Origin of the sequence: Flectobacillus sp. BAB-3569, assembly GCF_002270355.1 — a bacterium.
In the GTDB taxonomy this organism is placed as follows: domain Bacteria; phylum Bacteroidota; class Bacteroidia; order Cytophagales; family Spirosomataceae; genus Flectobacillus; species Flectobacillus roseus.
In genome coordinates, this window is the sequence record NZ_NJFZ01000029.1 from 1 (window position 1) to 15128 (window position 15128).

The following is a 15128-nucleotide window of genomic DNA, read 5'->3' on the forward strand; positions in this document are numbered from 1 at the left end:
CCTCTTTGCCTCTTTGCCTCTTTGCCTCTTTGCCTCTTTGCCTCTTTGCCTCTTTGCCTCTTTGCCTCTTTGCCTCTTTGCCTCTTACAATGTCATTGGTACATCCATCAACAGGATTTCCGCATCTTGTGTTAGGGCTTTCAAAGCGATAGATTTTGTATTCCAGATACCCAAGCCATCACGTTGATTAACGGTTTGACCATCAATTTCAAAATCACCTTTTAAGATAAAAGCATACACCCCATTTCCTTCACGTTTGATGTCGTAGTTAGCGGTTGTGCCAGTATCAAAAGTACCAATATTAAACCATGCATCCTGATGAATCCAAACACCTGCATCTTCTGGATTAGGAGAAAGGATTTGCTGTAAACGGTTGCGACGGTCGGCAATATCTAGAGACATTTGGTCATAACGAGGCGTTACATTTTTCTTGTTAGGGAAAACCCAAATCTGTAAAAACTTCGTTTCTTTATCGCTGTTGCGGTTGTATTCGCTGTGATATACACCTGTACCTGCACTCATTACCTGAATATCTCCTTTTTTGATAACAGCCACATTGTTCATGCTGTCTTTGTGCTCAAGATCACCCTCTAATGGAATTGAGATAATTTCCATGTTGTCATGTGGGTGCGTACCAAAGCCACGACCTGCTGCCACTTGGTCATCGTTTAATACACGCAATACACCAAAATGTACTCTTTCAGGATTGTAGTAATTTGCGAAACTAAAAGTATGGTGACTTTTAAGCCATCCGTGATTGGCATAGCCGCGAGTATCGGCTTTATGCAATATTGTATTTGCCATGATTTTTGTCTGAGGATTGGGTAAATGATTCAAACCGATTACTTCCAAAGGTTGCAATTCATCATTTTGATGATTGTTGAGTTCTTTTCCAATTATCTTAGAACTAACATACATGCCAGTTCCCAATATACCTTTCTTAAGAAATTCCTTGCGTTCCATCGTTGTAAATCGTTTTGTTAAATGAACAGTACAAAGATGCACGAAGCGCAAGCCTCAAAACATTGAACTAGGACAAGAATTTTGGGATAATTTGAAGATTTGTTAATTTGAAGATTTGAAAATGGAGTTGTTTGTTTTTTTCTGTCAGGGGTGAATAAATTCACCCACTAATTATTGGACAAGTTATCGATTCAGTTTGAAAACTGTTTAGAAAGTAAGTCCAAGACTAAGTCTTGAACTAGGAGTTCCAAGTTTGTTCAGGAAGAAAAAAATGACCTGTGATTTTTTGCTTATAGCCTAATGCATACGGCTTTACAGCCTAAAACTGCTTTGCCAATTTGGCACGGACTTTACTGAGAAATTCGGCCGAAATACCCAAATACGAAGCAATATAATGCTGAGGAACTCTCTGTGGAATACTTGGATAGCGATTGAGAAAATCAAGGTATTTTTCCATCGCTGGTTTGGCAATGGTATTAATTAATCTGTTTTGGGTAACAGACAAATTCCGTTGTACTAGCAAACGGAAAAATCGTTCGAACCGTGGAGCTTTTTCGAGAAGTGTTTCTTTGGTTTTATGGTCAAGGTATAAAATCTCACAAGTCTCAAGTGTTTCGATAAAGATATTGCTTGGAACTTGTTCGTGAAAACTTGCAATGTCGCTTACCCACCAGCCTTCCACGGCAAATTGTAAGATTACCTCAGCCCCTTTGTCGTCTAAGTAATAGGTTCTTGCACAGCCTTTTACGATAAATGCTTCAATATCACAAATATCCCCAGCCTTGAGAAGAAAGGTTTTTTTGGTACTTTTTTAAAAGCCAATATGTCATTCAAAATGCTTAATTCTTCTGTTGAGAACGAAACATATTTGCTAATGGCCTGATGAATAATATCGTTGTATTGACTTGAGTAAGGTTGCATAAGATACTATAATGACGGGGTATCAACGTTTCACAAAGATAGAATTATTTCTGATAGGAGTCTTAAAATCCTTCAATCCTCCAAATACCTGCGGCATGAGTTTTGTTTTTCTCACCAGCTGGAGTAATAGCAAGACAGGTAGTTTTTATCGTTAGGCTTTCTGTAAATTGAAAAGTATTTGCAACTCCTTCTCTTATTAAATAACTCTTTTGAAAGCTGTTTAAGCTCCAATCATCTTGTATGGTGAATTGCTTAATTTTAGACTCTTCAACGCCGAAACTAAACAAGTCTTTATATAGCCCTGCTTCTTCCCATTTGTCAGTTTGAGGATACAGGTCAGTAGTATTCGCCGCAGCATATCGTGGTGGTATTAAGAATTTCGATTGATAGGAAATAACATTATTAGATTGCCCGACAAAGTAGGTTTTAAACTCATCGTATTTTCCACAAATTAGAAAATAGGTATTTTTCCCCGTCCAAAGATTATAGTAGGCAAGTCTTATTATATCATCAAATAGTCTCTGAGGTTCTTCTGTGTTAATGTTAGAGGTATCTTTCTTGGCAAGTTTAAATTCGAACACTTCTTCGATGTCGGACAAACCAGCATCTATTTCATGTAAGTCTTTTTCATAAATAACTAAATCTATTTTCCTGCTTTTGAATAAAGGATGAAGTTTTTCTAGTGCCACACGTTCGATGTGAGTACCAAAGGCAGTAATGGTATCAGCAATGGGATAACGGAGACTTGCTTCGTGAATTAACTGTTCTCTACCAATTCGGAGTTGGTAGCCCATCCATAGACATATTGCATCCACGATGGCATTTTCGCGAGTGTTATTGATGATCATAATAGGGTAGAAATGAAGATTTCAAATAGAGTATTTGATTCACATTGAAAAGCTTCTTAGGCTTCTAGTTTATGTTTAGTAATGTCAAAATCTTCCTGACTCAGCTCATTGAGATGGTCACTGATAATAACACGCATCCATGGATTATCTAAATGAGCGTCTATAAGTTCATAGTAAGGTTTTGTTCCAACATATTGTTGAACAGCAAAGTCTAGTATCTTAGAGGGCTCTCCTGAACCTGTGTATAATAAGACAGCTATTTTACCAATCTTTCCGTTGGGTGACTTAAAATCAGTTTCATTGATTTTTAAGCCAGGAATATTATTATTCATAAGTAGATGTATTTTTCTTGTAAAAGTAAAGATATGTTTTGTATAATGCTAAACTATTTGTAATCAAATGATTATCTGTTATGGTTGTCCTTCACAAACTCCCAAGTTCGATAATCTCCCCAATAAATGCCATCTTGATTAGGTGCGTAAAAACCACAATGTCCGCCGTGAGCGGGATATTCACTGAAAAGGTAATCCGACTGTTTAGCTTTATCCAAAATCGCACAACTTTCTGATAATACAGGGTCGTTAGCGGCATTTAGAATCAAAGAAGGAACCCTTATTTGGTCTACCACATGAATCGCACTACATGAATCATAATAGTCAGCGGCATTTTTGAGACCGTGCAAAGGTGCTATATATTCTCCTGTAAACTCGTCTAAGGTTTTGTATTTTTCAAATAATGAAAACCATTTTGGGGCAATTAACTCAGTTCTTTTTTGTAAAAAACGATGAAGTTTACTTTTAAAGCGATTCGCATAAAAGCCTTCAGCACCCATCGCATTTACACTCCCTTGAATATCGGTTGGTACAGAGATAGCTACAACTGATTTAATTTCTTGAGCTATGTTTGCGCCTTGCTCTCCAGCATATTTTAAGGATATATTTCCACCTTTGCTATATCCCACCAACGAGATTTGTGTGTATTGTTGTACCGACAAACAATGATTGACCACGTATGCCAAATCTTGAGAATCGCCATGAGTAGTTAGGCGTTCCAAACGATTATTTTCACCACTCAGCCCTCGGTGATTCCAGCAAACGGCATCCCAATGATTTTGATTGAATAGTTTGGCAGCTCCCAAGATATAAGGTCGTGTAGAGTTGCCCAGAAATCCATGGGTAAAAATGACCAGCGATTTACTTGGGACAGTACTTTTACTCCAATCCAAATCCAGAAAATCCCCATCAGGCAATTCAATACGCTTACGTGTATAATGCACTCCCTCAACCTTACGAAGCGTAGAAGGGTATATAGTCGAGAAATGTGGATTTTTCCAGATATGTTTTGCTTTGTAAGATGACTCGATTATGGGCATTTTGGGGATTGATGAGTTTTGAGTGCGGAGTGTTGAATTTAGTAATTGCTCATGTTTGAGGTATTAGCCTTGAGCTATCGGCAGTCAGTATAAAACTTACCCGATTGCTGATAGCTCATGGCTGAAAGCTCTTCGTCAAACTGTAGCTATATGCTCAATCTCAATTGGTTCGATTTTTTCTAGTTTGCCAATGATTTGATTGGTCATATTTCTACGAAATTCTAGCTGTAAAGTACATTGATTATCAAAAAGTTGATTCTTGACTTTTAGCCCAAATTCCTTTACCACTTTCATTACATCATTCATTTGAACAAACTCAAAACGTACTTCGTAGATTTCATTAACCGTCTTTTCAATGATTTCTGCTTCAGCTAATGCTTCTTGAGTAGCGGTTTTATAGGCATTAATCAGACCCGGAACGCCTAATAAAGTGCCTCCAAAATAGCGAACAACCACTACCAAAATATTTGTTATGTCTTTTGACAATAATACGTTCAAAATAGGTTTTCCAGCCGAACCAGATGGTTCACCGTCGTCATTGACCCTAAAATTGGTTCGGTCTTGTCCCAAACGATAGGCATAGCAATGATGTACTGCTTTGAAGTGCTCCTTCTTGAGTTGGTCCACTAAATCTTTTACCTCTGACTCGTCTTCAATAGGATAGGCATAGGCAAAAAATTTACTGCCTTTATCTTTAAAAAGCCCTTCAGCCGAGCCTGTAATGGTTTTGTAAGTATCTTCAAATAACATAAAATCTCATTTTTGATAGTTGCATGGCTTTTGATAGCGCTGTGCATAATATCTACAAATTTACTCAAGTAATTGGAGAAAATGATGCAAACAAGGATGATACGTGTTTGACTTCGTTGCTGAATAGTTGGGAGCTACAGCATAAAGGATAATTATGCGTAACTTTGTGTTTTGAGATTGAAACCCCATATCGTATCAAATATTCGATGGTACGATTAACAGATATTACAATGCAAACGAATTATTATTTTCTTCGACAGCTTTCGAAGCGATTGGAGGAGGAGTTGGTAGGTTTGGTATTTGCCGAATGTTTTTCGCAAGAAAAAGATGAGTTAGTACTAGGCTTTTGTACCGATGGAAAACAGTGGAGAAAAAAGCGTGATTTTTATATAAAAGCTGTCTTGCATCCCGATTTTGCCTGTTTGAATTTCCCTGATGATTTTCGTCGCGCTGGTCGAAATTCGGTGGATTTGTTTAAGGAAATCAATGGGTTAAGGGTTGAGAGAATTCAACAATTCTTGAACGAAAGGGCTTTTGCGCTGTATTTTGAAAACAATTTTACCCTGTTATTCAAAATGTATGGCAATCGCTCGAATATTGTCTTGTTTGAAGGTGACGAGGTCTTGGATTTGTTTCATAACAAATTGGTAGTCGATAATAACCTATCTCTCCAAACGCTCGACCGTCCTATCGATCAGAGTTTTGAGGCTTTTGTGGCGTCTAATGGACAACTCAATGCCATATTCCCAACTTTTGGAAAAGAAATCGTAAAGCTAATTCAGGGAAAAATTAAGGCTTTGGAACATCCCTCGCTCGAAGAGCAATGGGCCATTATCCAAGAAATCCTTAAAGAGTTAGAAGCTTCTCAGTTTTATATTAAGACCATTGATTACCAGCCTGTGCTGTCGATGGTACAAGAGGGTGGCGAATTGGTAAAAACCCTAACAGACCCTATTTTAGCAAGTAATGAGCTTTACTATTCTTTTGCTAAAATCAATGTTTTTGACAAAGAGAAAGGGCAATGTATTCGTCATTTGCAAAAGCAGATACTACGTACCCAAACCTATATTGATAAGTCTTATGCCCAGCTTTCGAGTTTGGAGGAGGATGTAAAGCACGAAGAAATTGCCAATATTATTATGGCCAATTTGCATGCGATTCCAGACCGAACTGAAGTAATAGAATTATATGATTTTTATCGTGATAAGCCTATTAAAGTACGATTGAAACCAGATTTGACACCTCAAAAAAATGCAGAAAACTATTATCGAAAAGCCAAAAATGAAAAGATAGAAATCCAAAAGTTGATGGAGAATATCGAGGCCAAAGAGGAGTTGATGCAAGAATTGCAGGGGCATATCAGCAAAGTGGAAGCAATAGAAAGTCTTCGAGAATTGCGAAAATACATTAAGAATCATGTTAGCGAGCAAAATGACAAACAAGTGCTAACGGTGCAGGATTTATTCAAATATGTGAATTATCAAGGCTGGGAAATCTTAATCGGGAAAAATGCCAGAAATAACGATTTACTTACTCAAAGATATGCCCGCAAAGAAGACCTATGGCTTCACGCACGTGATGTATCAGGTTCGCACGTGGTGATTCGTCGACAAGCAGGAAAGAAGTTTCCAGTAAATGTTATTGAAAAAGCAGCAGGTATTGCCGCCTATTATTCTAAGCGAAAAAATGATACACTTTGCCCAGTGATTGTTACACCCAAAAAATACGTTCGCAAAACCAAAGATTTGTTAGAAGGTCAGGTGATTGTGGATAAAGAAGAGGTTGTGTTGATTGAGCCAAGTTTGTAATTACCCGTAGAGACGTAATACTTTACGTCTCAAGTCCAGTTAGGCATAACATAGTAGTATCAAACATGAGTCATCCCTAATTTAGTGATTTAGCGATTGAATGAGTGATTAATTTAAAATTTGAATTCTGGCAGTAGAGACGCAATGATTGCGTCTTAAGCTGAGTAAAATCTAGCATAGTTTCATCAAAAAAGCGGTCGGAAAGTAATTTCCAACCGCTTTTTTGATGCAGCACAAAATATGACTTGGCTTAAGACGTAAAGTATTACGTCTCTACAAAAAATACAAAATGAGACATATCGTGCCTTGAATAAATTATTTTTTTATCAAAAAGTTGCAATTGTTGTATAGGTTCAAGTATTTTTGCCTTTATAGAACAGTGTAGAACTGTATAAGAGAATGTGCAATCATTTGAGCATCCAAAAAATTTGGATTATTCTTATAAAATCAGAATTAATTTTAAGTTTTTATAGCAATAGTAACATATGTATTCAGTAAATAAATACATATTGCCTTGTTTGTTTTGCCATTAAAATTGTAACTTTCAGATTCAAAATTTAATTTATCCCTGATTATAAACTATTCAAATCAATTCAACCCATGCACAAAGGACTGGAACTTATTGATTATCTGGTATTTCTCATTTATTTCGTGGTAGTGGCTGGCTATGGCTACTGGATTTATCAAAAGAAAAAATCAAAAGAAGCATCTTCTACAGATTTCTTCTTAGCTGAAGGTTCGCTTACATGGTGGGCAATTGGAGCATCGATGATTGCTTCAAACATTTCGGCAGAACAGTTCATTGGTATGGCTGGTAACGGCTACAAAATGGGTTTGGCAATTTCGACGTATGAGTGGATGGCAGCTGCTACGCTTATAATCGTGGCGGTATTCTTTATGCCGATTTACTTGAAGAACAAAATTTTTACAATGCCACAATTCCTGAAACAGCGCTATAACTCGACCGTAAGTACGGTTATGGCTATTTTCTGGTTGATTTTATATGTTGTAGTAAACCTTACTTCTATCCTATATCTTGGTGCATTGGCGGTTTCGACTATCTCGGGTCTTGACTTTACCTTGTGTATGTGGGGATTAGCCATTTTTGCGGTAATCATCACTTTGGGTGGTATGAAAGTAATTGGTTTTACAGACGTAATTCAGGTATTCTTCTTGATTTTGGGTGGTTTGTGTACTACATACTTGGCTTTGACTTTGGTGTCAGATCAGTTTGGTTCACAAGGTGCAATGGAAGGTTTGAGTCATATTTTCAATAAGGCAGATGACCATTTCCACATGATTTTGAAAAGAGATAATCCAAACTTTACTTCTTTGCCAGGTTTGACAGTATTAGTAGGTGGTATGTGGATTGTAAACTTAAACTATTGGGGATGTAACCAGTATATTACACAGCGTGCGTTGGGTGCTTCGTTACCAGTAGCTCGTGAAGGTTTGTTGTTTGCAGGTTTCTTAAAATTATTGATGCCAATCATCGTAGTATTGCCGGGTATTGCGGCTTACGTATTGCACGCAAACGGTATGTTTCAACAAGAAATGCTTGGCGCAGATGGTACAGTAAATGCTGACCACGCTTATCCAGTATTGTTGAACTTGTTGACACCAGGTTTGAAAGGCCTATCTTTTGCAGCCTTGACTGCGGCTATCGTAGCATCTTTGGCAGGTAAAGCGAACTCTATTTCGACGATTTTTACCCTAGATATTTATCAAAAATTCTTTAAAAAGGATGCTTCAGAAGAACAATTGGTAAAAACAGGTCGTATCGTGATTGTGGTAGCAATGGTGATTGCGATTTTGATTTCTCCATACTTGGGTATTGATAAAAAAGGTGGTTTTGATTTTATCCAAGAAATGACGGGTTATGTATCTCCAGGTATCTTCGCGGTATTCTTGTTAGGTTTCTTCTGGAAACGTGCTAACTCAGCTGGTGCGATGGCTGCAACAATTGGTTCAGTAGTAATTTCATTAGTATTGAAAGATTTGCCAGAAATGACTGGTATGTACGATACAGTGTTTTATTCATCATTCTTAGATGGCGAAGGACACCATATTATTCCATTCCTTGACCGCATGGGCTTAACATTCCTAATCTGTGTGTTGATGATGGTAGTATTAGGTTTGGCAGATTCATCAACCAAGAGCGGTGAAAAAGCCTTGCAGATTGATGCTTCTATGTTCAAAACAAACACAGCATTTGCGGTTGGTGCAACAGTAATTGTCGGTATTCTTGTGGTTCTTTACACAGTATTCTGGTAGTTATGAAGCATGAATGCCGAATTAGATTTAAGTTATGTGTTTTAGGGAACAGGCAATAGGCACGAGGCAAAGAGTGTTAACATGTTTTTTAGTAAGGCTAGATATGTTTTTGCCGAATGCCCATACCTGAAAGCCGAAAGCACAAAAATTAATTTTTATTTTGCGGACTAACTTAAGTAATCGAGCAGAATAATATTTAAGTTATGTGTTTAGGGACAAGGCAACAGGCACAAGGCACAGAGTGTTAAAATGTTTTTATTAACCACAGCTATGCTTTTTTCCAAAGCCCACCGCCAAAAGCTGATACCTGAATGCCTGAGGCACAAAAATTAAATTCTATTTTGCCCACTAACTTATATAAAAATAACCTAGATAGAATCTTGCAGGATTAGGTTTGATAGATCGATGAGATAAAATATTCGTAATCAAAACTTATCAATTCTGCTCAAGTATTTCCGAAGTTTTTACACTAGGATGATTCTCTTGATTTTATCCAAAAAGCGGTCGAAAATTATTTTTCGACCGCTTTTTGGGTTTTATAATGCTTGATATAGCATGGTTGAAGACGTAAAATGTGTTGCGTTTCTACAACAAGAATAAAAATTTAAAATAATCACTCATTCTCTCAATCGTAAATCACTAAATGTTTTGTTGTAATTTTGTAGTATGTCAAATTCGTCAAAATACTTAATTATCATTGCTGGACCAACTGCCGTTGGCAAAACAGATCTATGTGTCAGGCTTGCTAAACACTTCGATACAGAAGTGGTTTCGGCAGATTCTCGACAGTTTTATCAAGAATTAGCTATAGGAACGGCTAAGCCTACCTCCGAGGAAATGCAAGGGGTAAAACACCACTTTATCGACTCTCATAGTATTGCTGATTATTACTCCGTTGGCGACTACGAACGTGATTGTTTGGCGGTGTTGGACGAAATATTTATGCGTAAAGATGTAGCCATTTTGACAGGAGGGTCGGGGATGTTTATCAAAATCGTAACCGACGGACTCGACGAAATGCCCGAAGCAGATTTGGAGCTACGGGAATCATTAATGACACGTTTGGAGACCGAAGGACTGGATAGTTTGACAACTCAACTCCGAGAACTTGACCCCGTTTATTTTGAAGAAGTAGATCAACAGAATCCACAACGAATTGTGAGAGCGTTGGAGGTTTGCTTGGCTACGGGACAGCCTTTTTCGGCTTTTCGTAAAAAACAAAAAAAGGAAAGACCATTTGAATGTATCAAAATCGCACTCGAACGACCACGGGAAGAATTATACGCTCGTATTGATTTACGAATGGATTTGATGCTGGCGCAAGGACTAGAAGAGGAGGCAAGAAGCGCTTTGCCATACCGAGAACATTATGCCTTAAAAACAGTGGGCTACAAAGAGATTTATGAGCATTGGGATGGTCAGTATGATCGTGATGAAATGGTGCGTTTGCTTAAAAGAAATACTCGTCGCTATGCCAAACGCCAATTGACATGGTTTCGAAACCAAGATGATTTCCAATGGTTTGACCCCAAACAAGAAGCAGAAATAGTGAAATACATTGAAAATGTAATGTTGTAAAAGGAAGTTATGATAATGGCATATTAGTTATCAGAGTTAAATCCTAATAAAGGAGAGACAATCAATATACCTGTGCCATACGATAGTAAGTAGCTGCCCAATAGCTGTAAACATATTTTGAGTGAAAATCCCGAAGGCTGAGTGCCAAAAGCTCAACGCCATCATAACAAATGTAGCGGCCTCTATTAGAAGTCGCTACAAAAGAATCCTTAAACCAAAACTAAATTTAAAATTTTGAGCACCCAAACATTCAAATTTGTTTGAATGAGGACGCAATATCTTGACGAAAAGCCATAGCGATTTTGGTGAAATAGCATATTTACGCAAAACCATTAGGACTTCTCTAAAATCTTCTTTGTAAAAATTAACCTTTATTTTGTTGAAAAACTGTACCTAAAACAGTAGCTCCAATCGCTACAAGCTTACTTTTTTCCTTAAGCTTAGCAATCGAAATGGTATTTTTTGTTTTAGTTTCTTTAGCAACCTTCTTTTCGGTCTTTTTAGGTGCTAAAAGGTTATGAGGAAATCCAATAGCTAACGACTCGAAATTAACCGAAGTTGCAATTACAAAAGAGGTCAATACTATGAGCTTTTTCATGTGACTTGTAAGTTTTTTTGTGCTTTGAATCGTTAGTCGCTCGCGGCGATTTTTAATTACAATTCAAAGTTATAGGTTTTGTATAGTATTATGCAATACATAGTACCGTTTTTATTCCAGAAAACAGGATGAGTGGTAATCTGTTTGGATGAATGGTTGGCCTATTTGTCCATAAGATGCAGCTGGTAGAAGGAAAGTTGCAGGGCGGCCGAATTATTTTTTCAACTATTTTAAAAAAAGAAGTAAAATGGTGTCTTGTGTGTTGATTATCAGTTGTTTGTGGTTTTTCGAAAATGAAAAAACAATTGAATAGCGTAAAAATAGAGAAAGAGAAATATGATATCACCCCCAATCTTTGAGCAATAAGTGAGTGAGGACAATCAAATTTAAGTTGTTTGCCTTAGGCGCAACATTAGGCACAAGTCAACAGGCGCAAGGCAAAGAGTTTTAAATTGTTTCTTAATAATCAAAGATATGCTCTTGCCCAAAGACCATGGCTGAGAGCCGAAAGCTCAATAATTAAGTTTTACTTTGCCCACTAACTTATCATTAAAATACCGCTTTATAAAAACTTCTGTAATAAAATTCGACTTTGCTCGATGGGCTCACGTTTTTCAAAATCTATTATATGAAAACCATTAGAAATACCAAAAATCTGCATGGCTTTCAAATAGTTTCTAGTTTTGAAGATAATGCTCGAATACCCTTCTTTTTTGCCCAATCTTCCATTTGATCTGCTAAATTCTTGGCAATTTTTTGTTTTCGATAGGCTGGCAAAACAGCACCCATCCAGCTGTAAAATGAACCATCATTGTTTTTTTGATAGCCAGCTTTGAAGCCTACAGGCATGTCTTCGTCATAAGCCACAAGGATGAGGTGTTTTGGCGAATGCTCAAAACGTTCTTGGTAAACTTCCTTGGCATAGAGATTTTCAAACTCAGGGATACCTGCCGAAATGCTTAAAATATCCTCTACGGATCCTTGTCGATAAGATATTTGCATATTTTTTAATTTTTTTTCGTGCCACAAAGATAATTTTCATCTGAGTTAAATACCATACTTCCAAATTTTAGGATAGCCTAAAATTTTTTAGACTTAGAAAAGTAATATTTTTTGACTTTTATTGCGTATATCATTTAGCGTTCAATCTGGTTAAAAATGTTTGGAAATTTGAATAATAGCCCCTAGATTTCGAAAAATTCAATTCAACGACATTCCTGTCAATCATTTGACAATCTTTATTATATCCTAATGGAAAATTGGGGGTGAATGCTATTGCCCTTTTACAACAAACTATTGTAAACTATGCATGAATTACTCAAGTCGCTGGGTATTGCCCAGTTGAATCACGGTACAAGCACAGGACTCAAATCATGGTCGTCGGGCGATACAGTGATTGATTCTTTTTCACCTGTTGATGCCGAACTGATAGCCCAAGTATATCAGACTACTCAAGAAGACTATGAGTTGGTTTTGAGCAAAGCACAAAATGCCGCTATTGAATGGCGTAATATCCCAGCCCCAAAGCGTGGCGAAATTGTACGCCAAATGGGAGAGGCTTTTCGCAAGCACAAAGAAAATTTGGGGAAATTAGTTTCTTACGAAATGGGCAAAAGCCTTCAAGAAGGCTTGGGCGAAGTCCAAGAAATTATCGACATCTGCGATTTTGCCGTTGGACTTTCTCGTCAGTTGTATGGACTGACCATGCATTCCGAGCGCCCCTCACATCGTATGTATGAGCAATGGCATCCACTTGGGATTGTAGGAATTATCTCTGCTTTTAACTTTCCAGTAGCCGTTTGGTCATGGAACGCCATGTTGGCATGGGTTTGTGGTAATGTTTGTATTTGGAAACCTTCCGAAAAAACGCCACTGACTGCTATTGCTTGTCAGCATATTATTTCGGAGGTATTACGTCAAAATCATCTTCCTGAAGGACTTTCCTCTATTATCACAGGCAAGGCACAGGTAGGAGATTGGTTGGTTTCGGACAAACGTGTAGCCTTGATTTCAGCCACGGGCTCTACTCGAATGGGACGTGCTGTGGGGATTAAAGTGGCGGAACGTTTTGGCAAATGTCTTCTGGAGTTAGGCGGAAATAATGCCATTATCATTACTGAAAATGCTGACTTAAACATCGCAATTCCTGCTGTGGTATTTGGTGCAGTAGGTACCGCTGGACAGCGTTGTACAAGCACACGTCGTTTGATTATTCGTGATTCTATTTATCAACAAGTAAAAAAACGATTGGTGAAGGCCTATGCCCAACTACGAATTGGAAATCCGCTTGATGCTAACAATCATGTTGGCCCGTTGATTGATAAAGATGCTGTAAAAGCCTATTTGTCTGCCGCGGTGCAAGTCGTAGAACAAGGCGGAAAAATGCTCATCGATGCAGAGGTTTTGGAAGGTGCAGGCTTTGAATCAGAGTGTTATGTGCGTCCGTGTATCGCCGAAGCTAAACCCGATTTTGCCATAGTTCAACACGAAACATTTGCGCCAATTCTGTATTTATTGTCATATAGCACAATAGATGAGGCTATTGCGATTCAGAACAATGTGCCACAAGGACTTTCATCGGCAATTTTTACCCTAAATCTTCGTGAAGCCGAACAATTCCTATCACCAAATGGCTCAGATTGTGGTATTGCCAATGTTAATATTGGTACTTCAGGTGCCGAAATTGGAGGGGCTTTTGGTGGTGAAAAAGAAACAGGTGGAGGAAGAGAATCAGGCTCGGATGCTTGGAAATCCTATATGCGTCGTCAAACCAATACCATTAACTATGGAACAACATTGCCTTTGGCACAAGGAATAAAATTTGATTTTTAAATGGGAAAATAACGATTGGGTTTTTAAAAGATAGAGACCTTCGTCCAGATTTTATAACAAACTAATAAACAAATAACTAATTAAGCATTTATGAAAAATCAAGAAGAAATAACTCAGGCGCTGATGGATCAGCTTTGGCAGAACTATTGTCAACGAGTGAGTTATGCACGTGCGTATGCCGACATGGTTTTGGCAAAAGGTGGTCAGGTGGTAAATGACCACTGTGCATTCCGTACATTTAATACTTTTACAGGAGAGCAAAAAGCAGGAATTGTAGCTATTTCAGAAGTATTAGAAAGTTTGGGTTATGTAAAAATTGCACCCTATTCTTTTCCTTCAAAGCATTTGAATTCATTTCATTATCAACATCCAACCAATATCAATTTTCCGAAATTCTTTGTAACTCAACTTGAGGTAGCAGAATTGCCTTCAGAAACACAAGCGCTGATTAATGATGCAGTAGCTTCTGGCGAAGACGCGCTTTCGGGAGATGCTCGTAACTATTTGTCGGAGTTAGCACAAGCCAAAGAATTATCTGATGACAAGGCTGAAGTTCTGATCACTGCATTGGTGAAATTCTTTGGTCGTCCTTGGAAGCCTGCTAAAAAAAGCACGATTCTGGAAGTGAATAAGGTTTCTCAGTTTGCTGCATGGACGCTGTTGCACGGTAATTCGGTAAACCACTTTACGGCTTATATCAATTATCAAAAAGTAGAGGGATGGGATGATATAGAGTCAACGATGAAAGCGCTGGAAGATGCAGGTATCCCAATCAAACCTGCTATTGAAGGTGCTAAGGGAAGCAAACTTCGTCAGAGTTCTACTCAAGCAGTTGACGAACTTTGTCCTGTGATAGAAGAGGATGGAAGCGAAGGGCAATTGCAGTGGTCGTATGCCTACTATGAACTAGCTGAGCGTAACTATATCGAACAAGATGGTCAACAAGTTTGGTTTGACGGCTTTTTAGGCGAACAGGCTACGAATCTTTTTGAGATGACGAAGAGATAGTTTTTTTAGGCACTAGGGGAGAGGGGTTAGGGTTGAGTTTTTTATTTAGGGAACAGGCACAAAGGCACAGAGTGGTTTTAGGCACTAGGGGAGAGGGTTTAGGGGATAGTAGAGACGCAATGCTTTTCGTCTTGATTTCCTTGATAAAAGTGTTAGTAATCTAAAATTTACATTCA

13 protein-coding genes are annotated in these 15128 nt (G+C 38.0%); 5 read left to right on the forward strand and 8 right to left on the reverse strand.

Annotated elements, in window-relative coordinates:
* Positions 1-84: 84 nt before the first annotated feature.
* The 6 genes from BWI92_RS22335 to BWI92_RS22360 all read right to left on the reverse strand — a co-directional run bounded on the left by BWI92_RS22335 (position 85) and on the right by BWI92_RS22360 (position 4854).
* Positions 85-963 (reverse strand): pirin family protein, encoded by an 879-nt coding sequence (locus BWI92_RS22335; RefSeq protein ID WP_095166973.1) that lies wholly within the window; start codon positions 961-963, stop codon positions 85-87.
* Positions 964-1282: 319 nt separating this feature from the next.
* The gene (locus BWI92_RS22340; RefSeq protein ID WP_310588949.1) at positions 1283-1735 is read right to left on the reverse strand and encodes a Crp/Fnr family transcriptional regulator; all 453 of its coding nucleotides are present in this window, start codon (positions 1733-1735) and stop codon (positions 1283-1285) included.
* 211 nt (positions 1736-1946) lie between these two features.
* Positions 1947-2732 carry a hypothetical protein gene (locus BWI92_RS22345; RefSeq protein WP_095166975.1) on the reverse strand — a complete coding sequence of 262 codons (786 nt, stop codon included), beginning with the start codon at positions 2730-2732 and terminating at the stop codon, positions 1947-1949.
* 56 nt (positions 2733-2788) lie between these two features.
* Positions 2789-3064 carry a hypothetical protein gene (locus BWI92_RS22350; RefSeq protein ID WP_095166977.1) on the reverse strand — a complete coding sequence of 92 codons (276 nt, stop codon included), beginning with the start codon at positions 3062-3064 and terminating at the stop codon, positions 2789-2791.
* Between the two features lie 71 nt (positions 3065-3135).
* Positions 3136-4104: a YheT family hydrolase gene (locus BWI92_RS22355; protein WP_095166979.1), complete on the reverse strand. Its 969-nt coding sequence runs from the start codon at positions 4102-4104 to the stop codon at positions 3136-3138.
* Between the two features lie 135 nt (positions 4105-4239).
* Complete coding sequence (locus BWI92_RS22360) at positions 4240-4854, reverse strand: YigZ family protein (RefSeq protein WP_095166981.1); 615 nt, start codon at positions 4852-4854, stop codon at positions 4240-4242.
* 230 nt (positions 4855-5084) lie between these two features.
* Between BWI92_RS22360 and BWI92_RS22365 the strand changes: the two genes are divergently transcribed.
* The 3 genes from BWI92_RS22365 (at position 5085) to miaA (ending at position 10514) form a co-directional block, all read left to right on the forward strand.
* Positions 5085-6662 carry an NFACT RNA binding domain-containing protein gene (locus BWI92_RS22365; RefSeq protein WP_095167082.1) on the forward strand — a complete coding sequence of 526 codons (1578 nt, stop codon included), beginning with the start codon at positions 5085-5087 and terminating at the stop codon, positions 6660-6662.
* A 600-nt stretch (positions 6663-7262) separates the two neighbouring features.
* Positions 7263-8936, forward strand: coding sequence for a sodium/sugar symporter (locus tag BWI92_RS22370; RefSeq protein WP_095166983.1), 1674 nt, complete (start codon positions 7263-7265; stop codon positions 8934-8936).
* Positions 8937-9602: 666 nt separating this feature from the next.
* Complete coding sequence (gene miaA / locus BWI92_RS22375; RefSeq protein WP_095166985.1) at positions 9603-10514, forward strand: tRNA (adenosine(37)-N6)-dimethylallyltransferase MiaA; 912 nt, start codon at positions 9603-9605, stop codon at positions 10512-10514.
* Positions 10515-10878: 364 nt separating this feature from the next.
* On the opposite strand, the gene BWI92_RS22380 is transcribed toward miaA, so the two are convergent.
* Positions 10879-11112 carry a hypothetical protein gene (locus BWI92_RS22380; protein ID WP_095166987.1) on the reverse strand — a complete coding sequence of 78 codons (234 nt, stop codon included), beginning with the start codon at positions 11110-11112 and terminating at the stop codon, positions 10879-10881.
* Between the two features lie 666 nt (positions 11113-11778).
* A complete protein-coding gene (locus BWI92_RS22385) occupies positions 11779-12114 on the reverse strand; it encodes a GNAT family N-acetyltransferase (protein ID WP_229363458.1) in 336 nt (111 codons plus the stop codon).
* 303 nt (positions 12115-12417) lie between these two features.
* On the opposite strand from BWI92_RS22385, the gene BWI92_RS22390 reads away from it, so the two are divergent.
* Both BWI92_RS22390 and BWI92_RS22395 read left to right on the forward strand, forming a co-directional pair.
* Positions 12418-13944, forward strand: a complete 1527-nt coding sequence (locus BWI92_RS22390; protein ID WP_095166989.1) for an aldehyde dehydrogenase family protein — start codon at positions 12418-12420, stop codon at positions 13942-13944.
* 90 nt (positions 13945-14034) lie between these two features.
* Positions 14035-14952, forward strand: a complete 918-nt coding sequence (locus BWI92_RS22395; RefSeq protein WP_095166991.1) for a DUF1338 domain-containing protein — start codon at positions 14035-14037, stop codon at positions 14950-14952.
* Positions 14953-15128 lie beyond the last annotated feature (176 nt).

Bases quoted from the DNA above. Each gene is read 5' to 3' on its own strand.
- BWI92_RS22370 (WP_095166983.1), top strand. From the start codon at position 7,263: ATGCACAAAGGACTGGAACTTATTGATTATCTGGTATTTCTCATTTAT.
- BWI92_RS22345 (WP_095166975.1), bottom strand. From the start codon at position 2,732: ATGATCATCAATAACACTCGCGAAAATGCCATCGTGGATGCAATATGT.
- BWI92_RS22390 (WP_095166989.1), top strand. From the start codon at position 12,418: ATGCATGAATTACTCAAGTCGCTGGGTATTGCCCAGTTGAATCACGGT.
- miaA (WP_095166985.1), top strand. From the start codon at position 9,603: ATGTCAAATTCGTCAAAATACTTAATTATCATTGCTGGACCAACTGCC.
- BWI92_RS22355 (WP_095166979.1), bottom strand. From the start codon at position 4,104: ATGCCCATAATCGAGTCATCTTACAAAGCAAAACATATCTGGAAAAAT.
- BWI92_RS22380 (WP_095166987.1), bottom strand. From the start codon at position 11,112: ATGAAAAAGCTCATAGTATTGACCTCTTTTGTAATTGCAACTTCGGTT.
- BWI92_RS22395 (WP_095166991.1), top strand. From the start codon at position 14,035: ATGAAAAATCAAGAAGAAATAACTCAGGCGCTGATGGATCAGCTTTGG.
- BWI92_RS22350 (WP_095166977.1), bottom strand. From the start codon at position 3,064: ATGAATAATAATATTCCTGGCTTAAAAATCAATGAAACTGATTTTAAG.
- BWI92_RS22365 (WP_095167082.1), top strand. From the start codon at position 5,085: ATGCAAACGAATTATTATTTTCTTCGACAGCTTTCGAAGCGATTGGAG.
- BWI92_RS22385 (WP_229363458.1), bottom strand. From the start codon at position 12,114: ATGCAAATATCTTATCGACAAGGATCCGTAGAGGATATTTTAAGCATT.
- BWI92_RS22335 (WP_095166973.1), bottom strand. From the start codon at position 963: ATGGAACGCAAGGAATTTCTTAAGAAAGGTATATTGGGAACTGGCATG.
- BWI92_RS22360 (WP_095166981.1), bottom strand. From the start codon at position 4,854: ATGTTATTTGAAGATACTTACAAAACCATTACAGGCTCGGCTGAAGGG.